This is a genomic window from Flagellimonas marina, from assembly GCF_042651185.1.
In the GTDB taxonomy this organism is placed as follows: domain Bacteria; phylum Bacteroidota; class Bacteroidia; order Flavobacteriales; family Flavobacteriaceae; genus Flagellimonas; species Flagellimonas marina.
In genome coordinates this window covers 984,624-1,002,358 of record NZ_JBHSCL010000004.1, presented here as the reverse complement: position 1 = coordinate 1,002,358, position 17,735 = coordinate 984,624, and the positions used below count along the sequence as shown (strand labels likewise).

16 protein-coding genes and 1 tRNA gene are annotated in these 17,735 nt (G+C 43.8%); 10 read left to right on the top strand and 7 right to left on the bottom strand.

The window, feature by feature from the left end; all coding sequences use genetic code 11:
- Positions 1 to 116: 116 nt before the first annotated feature.
- Complete coding sequence (locus ACFOWS_RS08105; protein ID WP_379763424.1) at positions 117 to 872, bottom strand: sulfite exporter TauE/SafE family protein; 756 nt, start codon at positions 870 to 872, stop codon at positions 117 to 119.
- A gap of 175 nt (positions 873 to 1,047) precedes the next feature.
- Between ACFOWS_RS08105 and ACFOWS_RS08100 the strand changes: the two genes are divergently transcribed.
- The 3 genes from ACFOWS_RS08100 to ACFOWS_RS08090 all read left to right on the top strand — a co-directional run bounded on the left by ACFOWS_RS08100 (position 1,048) and on the right by ACFOWS_RS08090 (position 3,244).
- On the top strand, positions 1,048 to 1,551 hold the full coding sequence (locus tag ACFOWS_RS08100) for an outer membrane beta-barrel protein (protein WP_379763423.1): 504 nt from the start codon (positions 1,048 to 1,050) through the stop codon (positions 1,549 to 1,551).
- 126 nt (positions 1,552 to 1,677) lie between these two features.
- A tRNA-Ser gene (locus tag ACFOWS_RS08095) sits at positions 1,678 to 1,762 on the top strand.
- Between the two features lie 252 nt (positions 1,763 to 2,014).
- Positions 2,015 to 3,244, top strand: coding sequence for a site-specific integrase (locus ACFOWS_RS08090; RefSeq protein WP_379763421.1), 1,230 nt, complete (start codon positions 2,015 to 2,017; stop codon positions 3,242 to 3,244).
- A gap of 115 nt (positions 3,245 to 3,359) precedes the next feature.
- Here the strand turns inward: ACFOWS_RS08090 and ACFOWS_RS08085 are convergent, their stop codons facing one another.
- From ACFOWS_RS08085 to ACFOWS_RS08060, 6 genes are all read right to left on the bottom strand, one after another.
- Positions 3,360 to 3,815: a DUF6730 family protein gene (locus ACFOWS_RS08085; protein ID WP_379763420.1), complete on the bottom strand. Its 456-nt coding sequence runs from the start codon at positions 3,813 to 3,815 to the stop codon at positions 3,360 to 3,362.
- A gap of 10 nt (positions 3,816 to 3,825) precedes the next feature.
- Entirely contained in the window at positions 3,826 to 4,695 is an 870-nt protein-coding gene (locus tag ACFOWS_RS08080; protein WP_379763419.1) for a relaxase/mobilization nuclease domain-containing protein, read from the bottom strand.
- A complete protein-coding gene (gene mbpA, locus ACFOWS_RS08075) occupies positions 4,692 to 4,988 on the bottom strand; it encodes a mobilization protein MbpA (protein ID WP_379763418.1) in 297 nt (98 codons plus the stop codon). Before mbpA ends, ACFOWS_RS08080 begins: the two co-directional genes overlap by 4 nt.
- Positions 4,989 to 5,033: 45 nt before the next feature.
- On the bottom strand, positions 5,034 to 5,936 hold the full coding sequence (locus tag ACFOWS_RS08070) for a toprim domain-containing protein (RefSeq protein ID WP_379763417.1): 903 nt from the start codon (positions 5,934 to 5,936) through the stop codon (positions 5,034 to 5,036).
- A 205-nt stretch (positions 5,937 to 6,141) separates the two neighbouring features.
- On the bottom strand, positions 6,142 to 7,347 hold the full coding sequence (locus ACFOWS_RS08065; RefSeq protein ID WP_379763416.1) for a primase-helicase family protein: 1,206 nt from the start codon (positions 7,345 to 7,347) through the stop codon (positions 6,142 to 6,144).
- A gap of 105 nt (positions 7,348 to 7,452) precedes the next feature.
- Positions 7,453 to 7,692 (bottom strand): helix-turn-helix domain-containing protein, encoded by a 240-nt coding sequence (locus ACFOWS_RS08060; protein ID WP_379763415.1) that lies wholly within the window; start codon positions 7,690 to 7,692, stop codon positions 7,453 to 7,455.
- A 540-nt stretch (positions 7,693 to 8,232) separates the two neighbouring features.
- Between ACFOWS_RS08060 and ACFOWS_RS08055 the strand changes: the two genes are divergently transcribed.
- From ACFOWS_RS08055 to ACFOWS_RS08025, 7 genes are all read left to right on the top strand, one after another.
- Positions 8,233 to 8,571: a hypothetical protein gene (locus ACFOWS_RS08055; protein WP_379763414.1), complete on the top strand. Its 339-nt coding sequence runs from the start codon at positions 8,233 to 8,235 to the stop codon at positions 8,569 to 8,571.
- Positions 8,572 to 8,695: 124 nt separating this feature from the next.
- A complete protein-coding gene (locus ACFOWS_RS08050; protein ID WP_379763413.1) occupies positions 8,696 to 13,060 on the top strand; it encodes a CusA/CzcA family heavy metal efflux RND transporter in 4,365 nt (1,454 codons plus the stop codon).
- A 4-nt stretch (positions 13,061 to 13,064) separates the two neighbouring features.
- Positions 13,065 to 14,249, top strand: coding sequence for an efflux RND transporter periplasmic adaptor subunit (locus ACFOWS_RS08045; protein ID WP_379763412.1), 1,185 nt, complete (start codon positions 13,065 to 13,067; stop codon positions 14,247 to 14,249).
- A 48-nt stretch (positions 14,250 to 14,297) separates the two neighbouring features.
- Positions 14,298 to 14,936: a cation diffusion facilitator family transporter gene (locus tag ACFOWS_RS08040; protein WP_379763411.1), complete on the top strand. Its 639-nt coding sequence runs from the start codon at positions 14,298 to 14,300 to the stop codon at positions 14,934 to 14,936.
- Positions 14,933 to 15,349 (top strand): Fur family transcriptional regulator, encoded by a 417-nt coding sequence (locus ACFOWS_RS08035; RefSeq protein ID WP_379763410.1) that lies wholly within the window; start codon positions 14,933 to 14,935, stop codon positions 15,347 to 15,349. Before ACFOWS_RS08040 ends, ACFOWS_RS08035 begins: the two co-directional genes overlap by 4 nt.
- Positions 15,350 to 15,406: 57 nt before the next feature.
- Positions 15,407 to 15,763, top strand: a complete 357-nt coding sequence (locus ACFOWS_RS08030) for a SpoIIAA family protein (RefSeq protein WP_379763409.1) — start codon at positions 15,407 to 15,409, stop codon at positions 15,761 to 15,763.
- 1 nt (position 15,764) lies between these two features.
- Entirely contained in the window at positions 15,765 to 17,732 is a 1,968-nt protein-coding gene (locus tag ACFOWS_RS08025; protein ID WP_379763408.1) for a heavy metal translocating P-type ATPase, read from the top strand.
- Positions 17,733 to 17,735 lie beyond the last annotated feature (3 nt).

The window sequence follows — 17,735 nt, the reverse complement described above, 5'->3', positions numbered from 1 at the left end:
TATTGGTTATTGGTTATTGGTTATTGGTTATTGGTTATTGGTTATTGAAACTACAAAATCTCAATTTTGTCTCTTTTCAAATCCCGTTACTGTTCACTTACTACCGACTACAAATTTTAACCAAAAAACCACAATTTTATGGCCATCACTATTACGGCCACAATTAAAAAGGTCTTGATGAATCCATCGCCTTTTTTTACAGAAAATCTGCTGGCAACCCATGCTCCCGTTCCGTTACCAATGGCCAAGATAAAGCCCAATTTCCAATTGACCTTGTCATTGAAGGCAAATACGGCCAGTGCGGAGAGCATATAAATAAAGACCACAGCCACTTTGGTAGCGTTCACCCGTACTAGGTTCATTCTATTGACGAAATGTAGGAACAACATCATTAAAAAGCCAAGTCCGGCATTAATAAACCCACCATAAATCCCAAAAAAAAAGAAAGCAACGATACTCAACCAGAGGTATTTTCCTGTGAGTCTTTCCTGCATTTCCTCTAACCGCATTTTCGGCTTAAAAATTATGATAAGCACCACGATCACCATGATGATGGCCAGAATCCTATTGAAGGTCTCCCCTTTTACATCAATGGCAATCCATGCGCCCAATATGGACCCAAAAAAGGCTGAAATCCCCAAATACACATTGAAAGGATAGGTAGATATACCCTTACTTTTAAAACCTGCGGTAGCCAATGCCGTTTGAATAACAATGGCCACCCGGTTGGTACCGTTGGCCACTGGAGCCGGCAATCCCAAAAATATAAGGGTTGGCAAAGATAGCAGGGAGCCACCCCCTGCCACAGTGTTGATAAATCCTACCGCAAATCCTACTGCAATCAATAGTAAATAATGGTACCACTCGAGCATAAAAACAAAGGTATGACCATTGTTTTGATCTCGTGTCTCGCATTTTTACAAACTATCAACAAGTCATAAACAGATATGTAGGTGGCAAAGAACAAAACTTTTGTTAATTAAATTGAAAGAAAAGACCTACCCTATTTACTTTTCTTAGATTTAAATTAAAAACAAACCTATCTTCATGAAAAAAATCTTACTTTTTACCTCGGCCTTAATTCTAGGAATATCCACAATTCAGGCACAGAATTCATTTTATATTGGAGCACACGCTGGTCTACCCGTGAATGATGGAGCCAGTAATTATACTTCATTTGCTTTAACCGCCGATGTTGGGTATTTATTCGACATTTCTGAGGATTTTAAAATTGGCCCCACGCTAGGCTACTCGCATACATTTGGAAAAGATATTGATATGGGCGTTTTGTTTGCCGAAACCGATGACATCCAGTTTATGCCAATTGCGGCTGCAAGCCGTTTCAATATTTCAGATAAATTTACTGTAGGAGCTGATGTTGGTTTTGCCATTGGGATAAACGAAGAGAACGATGGCGGTTTTTATTACTCACCCAGGGCTGCCTATTCTTTGTCCAAAACAATTGATGCCGTACTTTCCTATAGAGGTATTTCTGGAGATTCTGGAAATTGGAATATTATTTCGGTGGGCGTGGAATTCTCTTTTAATTGATGCTTTGGAATATCAGGTACAACCCAGTTTATGAAAGGTTTAGTGCAGGCTACTTTATTTTCCACCACAATAAAGCAAAAAGGTCTTTTGGGATAATAAAAACCTTTATATATTTGCACCCGCTTAGGAGGAATGGCAGAGTGGTCGAATGCGGCAGTCTTGAAAACTGTTGAGGGTCACACCTCCGGGGGTTCGAATCCCTCTTCCTCCGCTGAGAGACATCATCTCAAAACAAGAAACCCTGTAAATTATTGATTTACAGGGTTTTTATTTTTTTTTGATATCAAATGATATCATTTATTTTCATCCTAATAGGTGCCCAATTCGGTGTCACCTACAATCTCACCAAAAAGGGACACCTAATATCATTTAAAATATTGTTATTCAGATATTTACAGGGATTATATTTTAATTTTTTTTTACTAATTTCAAGGAAAATAATGTTAAAATAGGTGTCCCTTGTATGTTATCTCTCTTATTCTACATCAAAAAGCACAAAACCGACAAAGTTGGCCGGGCAATGATATACATCAGAATCACAGTAAATGGAAAGCGTTCGGAATTCAGCACAGGTCGCAAAATTTATCCCAACACTTGGGATGCCACCAATGGAAAGGTATTGGGGTTCTCTCAAGAAGTGCGTCAACTGAATTCGCAATTAATGAAAATACGCACCGATCTATTTCGACATGCGGACAAATTGAAAGACAAGGGCCGACCATTGACCGCTGTTTCCCTGAAGAACTCTTACCTAGGTGTGGATAAACCCTCAAAAATGTTATTGGAAATCTTTCAAGAGCACAATGACAGGGTTGAAAAATTAGTTGGAAAAGATTTTGCTCCTGGTACAGCAGAACGTTACAAAACCGCAAAAAGCCATTTGGCCGAATACTTACAGAACGAGCTTCGAAGGAAAGATATTCCTGTAGTAGATGTGGATCATTCCTTTATTTCAGGTTTCGAATATTATCTAAAGACAAAAAGAAAGTGCAGCCACAATACGGCAATCAAATATGTGGTAAACTTTAAAAAGATAATTAGAATTGCCTATGCGAATGGTTGGATCAAAACAGACCCCTTTGCCAATTGGAAAGCCCGATTAAAAACTGTAGAACGAGAATTCCTGACTGATGAGGAGCTTCAACGACTAATGGATCATCCTTTTACAAATAAACGGTTGGAGCATGTAAGGGATTGTTTTGTTTTCTGTTGCTTTACCGGATTGGCATATGCGGATGTAAAAAAACTGACACATGATGATTTTGTGATAGGGATTGATGGAGATCTTTGGATAAATACAAAACGTACCAAGACAAAGACAAAAAGCAACATTCCCGTTCTTCCCACTGCATTGATGATTCTCGAAAAATACGAGCACAGTCCCTTACTTGTAGACAAAAAGGTGTTGCCCGTATTGACCAACCAAAAAATGAATGCATATTTAAAGGAGATAGCTGACCTTAGCGGAATCAATAAACACCTGACCACACATTTAGCCAGGCATACTTTTGCCACTACCGTAACACTTTCCAATGGTGTCTCCATTGAATCAGTAAGTAAAATGTTGGGGCATAAATCGCTTCGAACCACACAACATTATGCGAAAATATTGAACCGTAAGGTCAGCGAGGATATGCAACTGTTAAAAAAGAAGTTAAGTTTCCAAGAAAAAGTCAAGTCAAAAAATGCTTAAAGTCTTCGCTGAATTGTCCCAAATACTTACCCCAACTTCAGCGCATGGATCCTATCCTATTTTTGTAGCAGTTCGGAAAGAAAGGCGTATAACAAAAATAGGATAGGGCGCTGTCCTACTTTTTGCCATTTTCTTCCAGCCATTTTTGGTAGAGTTCCTTTGCCTCTGGGCTCTCATCAAGGAATGCCTCATAAAGTCCCATCACACTGTCCTGTCCTTTGATATATGCAGCCTCTTCTTTCTTTGATATCCTTGATACCTGATAGATGGAAAATCCAAGGATCAATAGGACACAGATTAACAATCCCCAGAACAGCTTAATGGCCCAACTGGGCAACAGAAGGGACTTCTCCACCTTCTGGAGGATTCTTTGCATAAGTCTTTGTTGGTCTTCAACAATCTTTTTTTGATTGTTGCCGTAATCTTTTAGAAGCGCACTGATTTCAGTGGTGTCGGGCCTCAATGGAAGGTTCTGCAAATTTTCATGTGCCTTTTCCAATCGGTCTATGCTCTTCTCAAATCCGTTGATCTCCTCGGTCAACAGTTCCGCTATTTCATCCAGTTTTGCCATGATGTTTTGTTTAGATTCCTATTCCAGTGTCTCTGACCACTTTTATGGCCAGCTTGATGGTTTTCTTTATGATGGTCTGGGTCAGACTTGTCGGGACATTCACGGTCTTGCCCAAAAGCTGCATGCTCCTGTCCTTGGCAATCCGCTGTGCCAAGTTTCTTTCAAAGTTCATTTGGCCCGCTATCCTTCCCATTGACATGGAACGGTGTACCTCGCTTCCTTTTAGGTTGGTTCCCTTGTACTGAAAACGGAAGCCCTGCAATTGGTTCTGCTTATTAATGCTGGGAATGACCTTTACATTGTTCTGCTCCATGGACTTGATGTACTGGTCAAAGTCCCTTGGCCGTTCCCTGGCCATGACCTTTTCATGGATTTTCTGTATTTCAGAGCTGACATGTTGCATCCGGTAGAGTTTTTCCTGCTGTACCTCCCTTACCGTGGTCAGGTCCATTTGTTTGGCCACCCGCTCCGCTACTTGTTGGCTCCGCTTCCCGATAAAGCTGTCATTATAGGCCTTGCCCTGAAAGTTTATCCGGTTGACATACAGATGGACGTGCACATGTTCCTTGTCCCTATGGACAAAGGCAACGGCCTGATGTTGCTTGAGGTTCATTTCCTTAAGGAACCTTTCGGTCAACTCCTTGAGCTGTTCCCTTTTCAATTTTTTACCGTCCTCGATGGTGGGGCTCAGTACAAAACTCAGCGTATTCTTCCGGCACAGTTCGTTCTGCTCTTGGATGACCTTGAACTCCTCGGTAATTTCCCTCGGGGTCTCCCCGGCCAGATATTGGCTGTGGATGATCTCCGACCCTTTTTCCTGGTTCATCCCGTAGCTCATGGAGGCCGATGTGTGCGATATGGACTTTCCCATGCCTATCATTTCTTGAAATTTAAAAGTTGTTGTCTTATCTCTTTGGCCAGCTGTGCCGTTTCCTCTGCCAATCTGGGGTTCCGCTTGCGGAACATATTGGTGATCAGCCTAAAATTTCGTTGGTATTTGACCAATAGCTTATAGGCATCTATCTGTTCGTCCGTCATCCGCTCCACGATCCGGTCTTCGAAAGCGGCACGCCGACAGTACTCACTGACGGAAAGACCGCTTTTCCGGGCCTTTACCTTTAGTAGTTTCTTCTCGTAGACCGAGCAGCGGAACTGGACGAACTCTTTCTTCATTTTCACATCATCTTTTGCGACCATCGGGAGCAAAAGCAAGATTTGTCATGACAATGACACATCTTGAATTCGTTGCCGAACTTCATCCTTTGCGCTTTTTATCTTCCATTCGTTGATATCCTTGAATCCCCTATAGAGAGAGGACATATCCCTACTGTTCGGGCACTTTTCCAGTAACAGTTCCGTCATTCCCATTCCCGCTTTGTCCCTATCCAGAAACAGCTCCACACTTTCATATTTCCCTATTTCTTTTATCATCCGTTTTACAAAGGCCGTGGTGTTAAATACCAGAAGGTCATGGCTGTTACCAATTTCTGGTCTCAGCTCCATTAGGGTGAGCATATCGAACATGCCTTCGGTAATGGTCAAGTTTTTGGGATCGTTCTTGACCAATGAAACATCCTTTGGCGATGTGGACCCTTTCCAATAGCTGTTCCGCAGCTCCCAGCCTTCAGACCTGTTTTGGAGTCCGATGCCAAAGTATGTCCGTTCCCCTATTCGATAATGTATTTCCTTGCAAAGTTTTCTTGCGGTCTTGATCGAGATACTTCTGGAGCTCAGATAGTTTTGTAGGGCCCGGTGTTCGATTTCCTTTATCTCGATAATCTGAATCGGGTTGGCCCTGTGTTCCTTTTTGGTTGGATTCGGCCGCCGGTGAAAAGAAAAATGGTCCATGTTCCCGGACAATCGTTCCAATGCCTCCCTTACGGAACAGTTCTCCATTTTCATGACCAGGTCTATGGTACTGCCCCCTTCGAAGGTCCCAAAATCTATCCAATAGTTTTTCTTCAGTGATACCTTGAAAGAGGCTTGGGTCTCAGTCCGGAACGGGCTTAGGAACCAAGCTTCTTTTTCCGTTTTCCGGACTGGAAAGTGCCCCGACTTGGCCAGCGTGGAAACGATGTCAATGTTGCGGGCTTTTTCGCAGTCCATTCTTATTTCTTTCATGGTTCTGTTTTTAATCGATTTTTGATGATTTGATGACAAACCTCTTGGACACCCTATAAATATTGGTGGTTCCTCCGTCATCATTTTGTCATCGTTTCATCGTTTTTGTTTTTTTCTTCAATGTCCCTGTCATCATTTTTTATTTTGATGACAGAATGATGACAAAGTGATGACAGCCTGAACCCATATAAACACTGGGCTTATATCAATCTGTCATCAAATCATCAAAATTTTGGACCAAAAAATTCTTTTTTATGGTAAAGTACCTTCCCTTGGCGTCCTCGGTGTTGATTTCACCGTTGTTCCAGATTGTGACCTTTTGGTACTTGTTGGAATTGGGCTGGTTCTCCAGTTTCCAATCCTTTTTCAGCAACCGCCTCAATTGGGTCAGGTCGGTCTTGACCCGTGTGCGGTTGAGCATGTGCAGGGCATCGATGGGACAAAGGTCCACCGAGTCCATCTCGAATTTTTCCATGGCGCTAAGCAGTAGACTGGCCAGTTCCTTCTCCACCCTGTTCCGGTTATTGTTCACCAGTTTCTTCAGTGCTGTGGTATAAACTTGTTTGGGCGTGAACCACATTCGTGTTCTTTGCTTGGTACTGTACCCCCTTTTTGAAAGGAAATCCAAAAAAGCGGGCACCTCCTGGACCAGCTGGTCCAAGAAATCGGTATCCTCCTTTTTAAGGCAAGGGATCTTTCTCACCCAGAACCGCGTCTCGTGGGCATCGATCTTGATAAAACTGTCCTCGTTGTTACTACAGAGAATAAATTTACCAAAGAACTCCACTTCCCTCTTGTCCTTGCCCTTAGCCTCCAGTTTGTTCCTGTTGGTGGTACTCAGATATTTGATGCGCTCGGTAAGCTCCTCTTTGTTGAACAGTACCTCGTCCACACATATCAGCAGCTTGTTGGCCCAGTCTGCATTGAACTGGCTTGCAAAGCTGTCGTTGGTGAGGTAGGTTAGGTTGTTCCCAAAGATCTCCTTGAGCCATTTGAGGAAGGTGCTTTTCCCTGTGTTCCTTTCGGTGGAGACCAGACAGAGGATGGGGAGCACCTGCACAGGTCTTTGGTAAAGAAGCTTCAAATAGTCCAATCCCAGCTCCAGCTGGTTTCCGAAGATATGCTTCAAAAAGGCCTGTGTCCTTATGATGCGTCCCTCATTCGGTTCGTGCGACAAAGGGGAATAGGTGTTGTAGAAACCGTGGTGCTCCTTTTTAAAATCTATATGGCAAGGAATACAAGCGAACCCGTCATACTTGGGTACCTTGCCAAGATAGTCCTTGCCATGGTCCTGCTTGATGATATGCTCGTTCCACGGGACCAGCTGCTCGTTGAAATGTCCGGAAATGGTCGGAATCCTTACCAACTTGTAAAAAGTGGTTCCGACCCTTATGTATGGTACTGTTTCCATATTGGTGTTTTTTAAAATTTTGTGATTACTTCCACTTTTGGTGAATCCACAAATAATTTAAAGATGAATCCGTGGCTATGGATTAGAATCCCCACTCGTTTCGCTTTACGGCAATGGCTTACGGTGGTTCTGCAGCAGCCAACTGACTATCTTTTCCCTTTCGAAGAATATCAGTTTTCCATTGGGCTTGGAGTGCGGAATTTGCCCCGCAGCGGTAAGCTTGTACAGATAGCTTCTTGATATACCGGTGTAATCACAGGCCTCATCAAATGTGAGCACCTCTTTGTTGGCTATCATTAGCCTTTCCAAACGGTCGAGCCGTTCTAGTATCAAAAAATTGTCCATTTTGTTTCTTTTTATAGATTAAAAATGAACAAAAGCGCTTTTGTTTTCTTTTGAAGAATTCTTTGGATAAAGATAAAGAGAGGGTTGGGGAAAAGTAAGAATGGATGATAGATTTTATCCACAAATATCTGATATACTGTTTTTTACATCAAAACAGTTTAGATTAAATAGCATTGATGAACCCCTAGTTCCATTTGGTTGCGTTTGATACCAAATGGAACTGTTCTTATTATGGGCAAATAGGTGGTTTAATACTAAGAATTCGAGGTTATCAACAATTAAGACTAGGCGATTTCGAAATTAGGTGCTTTAAAAAAGATAGATTATCGTGATTGGATATTTCAAGTTTTAATGCCTCTAGCAGAAAGCCAAACATTTTTTAGAAAATAAGCTTTCCTAAAAATCGTTCCATTTCTAGAGCTGTTTGGATATGGAAGTTTTGCAACCCAGTTGCATCAAAATTCAATTACCTTTGCAGAGCAAATGAAAGTACTTGTTTCCATATCGATGTCAATTATTTTCCTTCTTCAAGGAGTGTCGATGGATATGGACTTATGTGAGAAAATTGAGAAAGTGTCCGCTTTCATTATCCATTACCAAGAGCACAAAGAGTACGACGGAGATTCTTTTTTTGAATACGTAGTAGAGGATTATTTTAACGATGACGGCGATAAGGAAGGGCATCACGATGGTTCTGAAAAAGACAAAGTTCCAAATCACACCCACCACCAATGTTGTCATCCCGTGGTTTTCATTGCAAACTCGAATAGTATCATAATTAAACCGTTCTGGCCAGTGGGTAAAGGCAAGTTCGACCATTACACTTCACAATTTGACTCCAGGTTTCTGGAATCCCTTTTCCAGCCCCCTCGGGCATAATTCAGTTTTTAGAGGATAGCTATATCCCGTTTTGACGTGTCCCTTTTTTGGATATGTCAATAGTGTGCGTTGCATTTTAGCCAATGTTCTTAACGCGAAGTTCAACTGAATAAATACCCTGTTTATGATTAACAGAATCATTGATTTTTCAATCAATAATAAACTTATTATTGGGCTGTTTACCCTGCTCATTGCGGGCTGGGGAATATTCTCACTCAATCAAATACCCATTGACGCCGTACCCGACATAACTAATAATCAGGTGCAGGTCATCACAACATCGCAGAACCTCGCCGCCCAGGAGGTGGAACAATTTATCACCTATCCCGTGGAATTGGCAATGGCCAATATTCCCGGGGTGGTCGAAATCCGTTCCATATCCCGTTTCGGGCTTTCTGTGGTTACAGTAGTCTTTGAAGAAAATATGGGTACTTATTTACCCCGCCAGCTAGTCAACGAAAAACTGAAGGAAGCCGAAGAAAATATCGGTTCCGATTTGGGAACGCCTTCCATCGGGCCCATTTCTACCGGACTTGGGGAAATCTATCAATACACGCTGGAAGTTGAACCTGGCTATGAATCCGAGTACGATGCCGTCAAGTTGCGAAGTATTCAAGATTGGATAGTAAAACGCCAATTGAGTATGACGCCGGGCGTTGTGGAAATTAGCAGTTGGGGTGGGTATATCAAGCAATATGAAGTGGCCATTGACCCTTCCATATTGAATTCCTATGACCTGACCTTGCCTGAAGTCTTCAATGCATTACAACAGAACAATGCCAATACGGGGGGCAGCTATATCGAAAAAGGCCCCGAACTTTTTTATATACGCAGCAAAGGATTGGCCAAGGATTTTGAGGATATACGCCAGACCGTAATCACGAACAGGAACGGTGTGCCGCTTACCGTTGGCCAGATCGGCGATGTGGGCGTTGGGAAGGCACCACGCTATGGGGCCGCTACCAAGGACGGAAAGGGCGAAACCGTTGTAGGAATCGTAATGATGCTCAAGGATGCCAATTCTGCCGATGTCATTGCCCGCGTCAAGGACAATGTTGCCAGAATACAGCAAACACTTCCAGAAGGAATTACCATCAAACCTTTCCTTGACCGTACCCGACTGGTAGAAAAGACGACATCCACTATTTCTGAAAACCTCATTATCGGTGGGCTTATCGTGATATTCTTTTTGGTATTCCTGTTGGGAACTTGGCGTTCCGGACTTATCGTAGCCTCCGTGATTCCGCTTTCGATGCTTTTTGCATTGGGAATGATGAACACTTTTGGCGTCTCGGCCAACCTGATGAGCCTTGGAGCCATAGATTTCGGAATCATTGTCGATGGGGCGGTCATCATCATCGAGGCAATGGTCGTCCTTTTGGTAGCGAGACTGGCAAAGCTCAAAAAATTATCGAAGGAAGAGCGGAAATCCGAGGTGAACAAATTGGCGTTCAAATCCTCGTCCCAGATGATGAACGCGGCGATTTTCGGCCAGATTATCATTCTGATCGTATTCATTCCGATCCTGACCCTTACCGGAATTGAAGGTAAGATGTTCCGACCGATGGCACTCGTTTTCGGGTTCGCCATCATAGGCGCTATGATTCTGTGCCTGACCTATGTGCCGATGATAGCATCCAGCCTACTGTATTCCAAAAAACTGGATAAAGAAACCTGGGGTGACAAATTTATGGGCTGGCTGGAACGCAGGTACCGTCCTGTTCTGGATTGGGCACTATCAGCAAAAAATCTTGTGGTCATTGGTGCTGTAGTCCTTTTGGGGATTGTCATTTTTATTTTTTCGACACTCGGTGGGGAATTCATCCCAAAACTTGACGAAGGTGATTTTGCATTGGAAACGAGAATGGCTCCGGGTACGTCCCTTGAAGAAATGACCAAGAATATGCGCAAACTGGAAGCTATACTATTGGACAAATTTCCTGAGGTCAAGACCGTGGTTACCAAAATAGGTGCGGGCGAGATACCCACCGACCCGATGCCCATTGAAGGTGCGGATATAATGGTCAGCCTAAAAAATAAGGATGAATGGACTACCACCGATAGCAAAGAGGAACTTGCCGAGCAAATGGAAGAAGCCCTATCGGTTCTACCGGGTGTGGACGTTGAATTTTCCCAACCTATCGAAATGCGCTTTAATGAACTGATGACCGGGGTGAAACAGGATATTGCCGTAAAAATCTATGGTGAAGATTTGGAACTCTTACAGGAAAAAGGAAACCAAGCCGGGGAAATTATAAGGGGTATTTCCGGTGCGGCGGATGTCCGTGTGGAACAGGTGGTAGGGCTTCCCCAGATCGTTATCGATTTTAAGCGCAATCGAATGGCGGAATACGGACTTACCATCTCGGAACTCAACCAGATTGTGAGCACAGCCTTTGCAGGGGCGACCACGGGGAAGGTTTTTGAGGGGGAACGAAGATTCGACCTTACCGTCAGGCTACAGGAAAAATCACGTGAGGGTATCGCATCCATTCAGAATCTATATGTCCCGCTTGCCAACGGCCAGAAAATCCCGCTGCTCGAGGTGGCGGACATCACTTTTGAGGATGCGCCCGCCCAGATATCCCGCGATGATACAAGCCGTCGTATCGTTATCGGGGTCAACGTGCGCAATAGGGATACACAATCCCTGGTTGAAGAAATGCAGAATACCCTTCAACAGCGGCTCGATCTTCCGCCGGGCTATTCGGTTACCTACGGTGGTGAATTTGAAAACCTGCAAAGGGCACAAAAGCGGCTCTCGCTGGTAGTTCCCTTGGCCTTGGCACTCATTTTTGTCATCCTGTTCATCAGCCTTCGCTCGTTGAAGCAATCCCTTTTGATCTATACGGCCATTCCGTTCGCGGCGGTAGGCGGTGTTTTTGCGCTCTGGCTGCGCGGTATGCCGTTCAGTATTTCCGCAGGGGTAGGTTTTATAGCCCTGTTCGGGGTTGCCGTTCTCAACGGTCTGGTCTTGATAAGCAGTTTGAACGAGCTGAAGGCCGATGGTGTGATAGACTTGAAGACCCGGATACGTAAAGCTGCCAAATCCCGCCTCCGCCCCATCTTCCTGACAGCTGTAACCGACATCGTAGGCTTTCTGCCTATGGCCCTTTCCGGCTCATCGGGAGCGGAAGTACAAAGGCCCTTGGCGACCGTCGTCATTGGTGGATTGTTCACGGCAACCTTACTTACCTTAATCGTTTTGCCAGTATTGTACAGCTGGTTCGAAAGACCTAAAAAAATGAAACTGAACCATTCGATTGCAACGGTGCTGATATTGCTGCTCGTTTCTTTCTCAACCCAGGCACAGACCGGGAAGGAAAGCACGGCCGTATCGATTGAGCAGCTAAAGCAAAGGGCTATTGCAAATAACCCTATGCTAAAAGCGGATAGTCTGAACATTTCAAAGAACAGAAAACTGCAGGCGACGGCATTCAATCCGTCGAATACGAGTTTTTTCTATTCCGAGGAAGAAGTACCCGGCAACGGTGTTAACCAGTCCAATCTAGGAAGCGGCATCAATAGCTATGGCATTGGCCAAAATTTTGATTTTCCGACTACCTATATCCAGCGCTCACAACTGTTGAAACAGCGAACGATAGTTTCTGAAAAAAGCTATCAGCTACAGCGCAATGAACTTGAACGGCAAGTGGCAACGGCGTATTATAAATGGGTAAACGGATATCAGAAGATTCAATTTTACAATCGTCTGGACAGTCTATACACCAATTTCGAGAAAGCGGCCAAACTTCGGTACGAGACCGGCGAAACGACCAAATTGGAACAACTAAATGCCAGTAGCAAACGAAAACAAATCGAACTGAAGCTAAAGGAATCAAGAGTACTCTACAATTCTGCTGTTTTGGAACTGGAACAGTTGACGGCCTCGAAAATTTCCGAAGAAACGTACCCATCGGAAATAAAGCATACCCCTTTACTGATAGAGGACGGAAACGACCTCTTGACAGAAGGGAACGCTTTCCTTTCCTATCGAAACGAGTTGGTCAATTTGGCCGAGGAAGAAACCGATGTCCAAAAATCCCAATGGTTACCCGATATCAACTTGCAATATTCGTTACAAACGGTCGATGGAAACAATGGATTTTACGGGTTTCAGGCCGGGATAAGCATCCCGCTCATTTTCAATTCCCAAAAAGGGAACGTACAGGCCCTGAAAATCGAAAGGATGCGCCAAGAGGAAATGTTTAAAAATGAAAAACTGACGTTATCGAAACGACTTGCAACGGCCACCGCCAATTACGAACAATGGTTGCAGCAGGTGACCTATTATGAAGCAACCGGACTGCCAATAAGCGAGGAACTATTCGACGGAGCGTCCCTTTCCTTTCGTGTGGGCGGCATCGATTATATCGAATACATTCAGAGCTTGTCCGAAGCGACCAACATAAAAATCAATTGGTTCGACGCCCTTCTCAATTACAATTTATCGGTTGTAGAAGTCGAATACCTAACTACAAAAAAGTAAAAAAATGAAGTACCTATCAAATATAGTTTCCTTTGGATTTTTTGTCTTATCGTTGATCGCCTGTAAGGACAATCAAAACGATACTGCCGAAATTAAGGGAGAAAACCCCGAAGCACAACATCACGAAGAGGCGCACATCAGCCTAACGCAATCCCAGGCCGAAGATGCGGGATTTACCTATGGCACCTTTGACCAAGAGGAAATAAAAATACCGATTGAAGCCAATGGCAACATAGAACTACCGCCTAATAATATAGCCTCAATATCTTCACTTTTGGACGCGTTTGTCGTCAAAATTAACTTTCTGGAAGGCGATGTGGTCAAAAAAGGACAAGTATTGGTAGAGCTAAAAGACCCGGCCTATGTAAAACTGCAACAGGAATATCTAAGTGTGTACGGTCGCCTTAATTATCTGAAACAGGAACTGGATAGGCAGCAAATTTTGAACGATGCCGATGTAGGCGCAAAGAAAAACCTGCAACAGGCACAATCCGAATATTCGGCAAAGAAGGCCGAGCTGGCCGCTTTAAAAGAGCAATTGACCTACGTTGGAATCAGTGCGGATGCTATAGAGAACGGTAAGATACAGAATCGGGTCTATCTACGTGCTCCTTTCGGCGGTACGGTCACTTCGGTTTCGGCGCATAATGGCGAGAAGGTGATGTCAGGCCAAGAGATTATGCAGGTCATCAATCGGGAACACATGCATCTGGAACTCCAGGTGTTCCAAAAGGATATTCCCAAAGTGAGGAAAGGGCAAATGGTACGGTTTACCGTTCCGGCCTTTGAGGACAGTCCCGTTTTTGAAGCGGAAGTTTCATTGGTGGGCAAGAACCTTGATATGGATTCCAAGACCATCAGGGTACACGCCCATTTTGAGGAAAATGAGATGTTGATACCAGGGCTATATACGGAAGCAAAGATTATGCAGGACAGCAAAAAAACAAGGGTGCTACCGACCTCTGCTATAATCTTGGATAAGGGGACTTCCTATTTCTTTATAAAAGTCGGGACCAATGGCAAGGAAATCAACTTTGAAAAAGTGGCCTTTGAGCCAGGAATCAAATCGGACCAATATGTGGAAGTAAAGAGCTATGCCGAGATACAGGATACCACCGCCATCGTTTTAAAAGGGGCATACACCCTAAAGGCGGTCATGAACAAATCCGAAGGTGGGCATCAGGATTAGATGTAGAGCGAAATGGTCTCAGAATTATCCACAATCTAAATTATGACTATGAATACTCAAAGAAAACAAGACTTAAAGAAAGCACGTACACTTCAAATTTGGAACGTCATCTATGATGTTATAGAGGTAGTCGTGTCCCTTATTGCTGGATTTACAGCAAACAGTTCAGCCTTAATCGGTTGGGGTCTTGACAGCACCATCGAGGTCATAAGTGCCGGAACATTGGGCTGGCGGTTGCACGGCGAGATCAAGGGTATAGACGAAAGGCGCGTAGAAAAAAGAAAAATGATAACGCTTTACGTTATTGCGATATCCTTCGCGCTCATCTGTGCCTTTATATCCTATGATTCCATATCGAAATTGATAAGTCAAGAAACGGCATCCTGGTCAATAGTAGGCGTGGTGATACTGATGGTATCCTTAATCGTAAATCCCATTTTGATTTACTACAAAAGGAAATACGGAAATAAACTGGATAGTCCCGCGCTGTTAGCGGATGCCAAGGACACTTTTATCTGCCTGTACCAAACCGTGGTAGTGCTGCTGGGTCTGCTGCTGGTGAAATGGTTGGGCTGGTGGTGGGCCGACCCAATTGCAGCTCTACTGATAGTACCCTACGCGGCAAAGGAAGGATGGGAAGCCTTTACCAAGGCAAAAAACATTAAAAAGAATCTCGATAAGCAATGAAAGAAATAGAACAAAGATTGAACGAAAACGGTGTTCGCCCAACGGCAATGCGAATACTTATATACAAATATTTGGCAGAAAAGGAAGTGGCCATTTCGTTAACGGATATTGAGACCGCATTCGCCAAAGCGGAAAGGACAACACTGTACCGTACCCTACGAACTTTTGAGGACAAAGGTGTGGTACACCAAATAGATGACGGCACTGGAATACAGAAATATGCCCTGTGTGAACCAGGGTGCAATTGCGAACTCGAACAGGACTTGCACCTGCATTTTCATTGCAACAACTGTGATGAGACCGTTTGCCTGACCGAACATAAAATTCCGCATATCAACCTTCCCGATGGATATATTGCGGAAGATGCGAATTTAGTATTGAAGGGCATCTGTGAGAAATGCAGCGGGCAATGAATGCACTTCCGTTGCATAATTAGAACCCTTACATTGTAAGTATAAAATTGAAAAATTATGATACAGTTTATAGACACACAAAAAGAAAACCTTATTGCCGCGAGGCTATCGGGCAAATTGGACGAAGAAAATTTAAAGACAATTCACGAACGCATACATCGAATCATCGATAAAGGCCATAAAGTGGATTTTTATTTTGAAATGGATGACTTTGAAGGCTACACGCTCAAAGGGTTTTGGGAAGACATCAAAACAGATGCCGAACATATCGACGATTACGGTAAAATAGCATTTGTTGGTAATAAAAAGTGGCAGGAATGGGCCGCGAAGGCGACCGATTTTTTTACCGGCTGCGAAGCCAAATATTTTGAAACCAAAAATAAGGAACAGGCAATGGCTTGGGCGACCGAATAGTATGAAAAAGAAAAAAGTAAACTTACGCGATATAGACCCTAAAGAACATCAGGGCGAGCACAGTCACGATGACGGACACAACCACAGCAGTCCAGAAAAAGCATCCAATTTTAGAACCTACCTACCTGCGATATTCAGTTTTGTACTACTGATTGCGGGTATTGCCGTTGATTACTTCGATGTCGTTCCATTCTTCAAGGGGTGGTTTAGAATAGTATGGTACACGGTAGCCTATATTCCAGTAGGGTTTCCTGTCATTAAGGAAGGTTGGAATAGTATCAGAAACGGCGATTTCTTTACGGAATTTTTCTTGATGTCCATAGCAACTTTAGGGGCATTTGCCATAGGCGAATATCCGGAAGGTGTGGCGGTGATGTTATTCTATGCAGTAGGTGAATTGTTCCAGAACGCAGCGGTCAACCGTGCCAAGGGAAATATAAAAGCCTTGCTTGATGTGCGTCCTAACGAAGCATTGGTATATCGTGATGGTGATTATGTTTCGGTCAATCCCGAGACTGTTACCATTGGCGAGAAAATTCAGGTACGGGTGGGCGAGAAAGTACCTCTCGACGGTATTTTGCTTTCAGATAAAGGTTCGTTTAATACCGCAGCTTTAACAGGCGAAAGCAAGCCTGACACTATTGCGACCGGAGAAAAAGTATTTGCAGGAAGCATAAATCTCGATGGTGTCATCGAAGTGGAAACGACCAAGGAATTTAAGGATAGTTCCATTGCCAGGATTCTGGACATGGTACAGAACGCCACCGCACGTAAATCAAAGACCGAACTGTTCATTAGAAAATTTGCGAGGATTTATACACCTATCGTTGTTTTTTTAGCTATCGGTCTGACATTCTTGCCCTACTTTTTTGTTGATGATTATGTATTCCGGGATTGGCTTTACAGAGCATTAATATTCCTAGTGATTTCCTGTCCTTGTGCGTTGGTTATATCAATTCCTTTGGGATATTTTGGCGGATTGGGTGCAGCATCACGCAATGGTATTTTGTTTAAGGGTGCATCCTTCTTGGATGCAATGACCAAAGTAAATACGGTGGTAATGGACAAAACGGGAACTGTTACCAAAGGGGTCTTTAAGATTAAGGAAGTGGTCAACACGTCTGCTTTCGCGGAAGCGGAATTTATGCAATACCTAATGGCGATGGAAGAACAATCCACCCATCCCATTGCAAAAGCAATTTTGGAAAATAAAGCAGACGGTGCCGACTTGGAAGCAACCGAAGTTACTGAAGTCGCCGGAAAGGGCTTAAAAGGAACGGTCAACGGAAAAACCGTTTTGGTCGGCAACAAAGCATTGATGACCTCGAACAGCATCGAAGTTCCCTTTGAAACCGATAGCATTGTAGAATCCATAGTAATGGTTGCCATTGATGGGGAATTCGCTGGTTACGTGACCATTGCCGATGAACTAAAGGAAGACGCGCATCAGGCTATAAAGCAAATTAGGGAATCTGGAAATTCAAAGATTATTATGCTATCTGGCGATAAGGATTCCATAACCCAACAGGTCGCAAAGGAATTGAAAATCGATTGGGCAAAAGGCGGCTTGCTGCCGCAAGATAAACTCAACGAAGTGGAAACGTTGAAAAAGCAACCCGAAACGAAAGTGGCATTCATAGGCGATGGTATTAACGATGCGCCAGTACTGGCAGCAAGTGGTGTAGGTATCGCAATGGGTGGTCTGGGCAGCGATGTCGCTATCGAGACCGCAGACGTTATTATCCAGACCGACCAACCGAGCAAGATTGCACGTGCTATTCAAATAGGTCGTTCTACCCGTAGAATTGTTTGGCAGAATATAGGTTTGGCCTTTGGGGTAAAAATTATCGTGCTCATTCTGGGTGCAGGCGGTCTTGCAACGATGTGGGAAGCGGTTTTTGCCGATGTGGGTGTGGCATTATTAGCGATATTGAATTCAGTACGGTTGCAAAAGATGAGGTGGGGTTAGAAT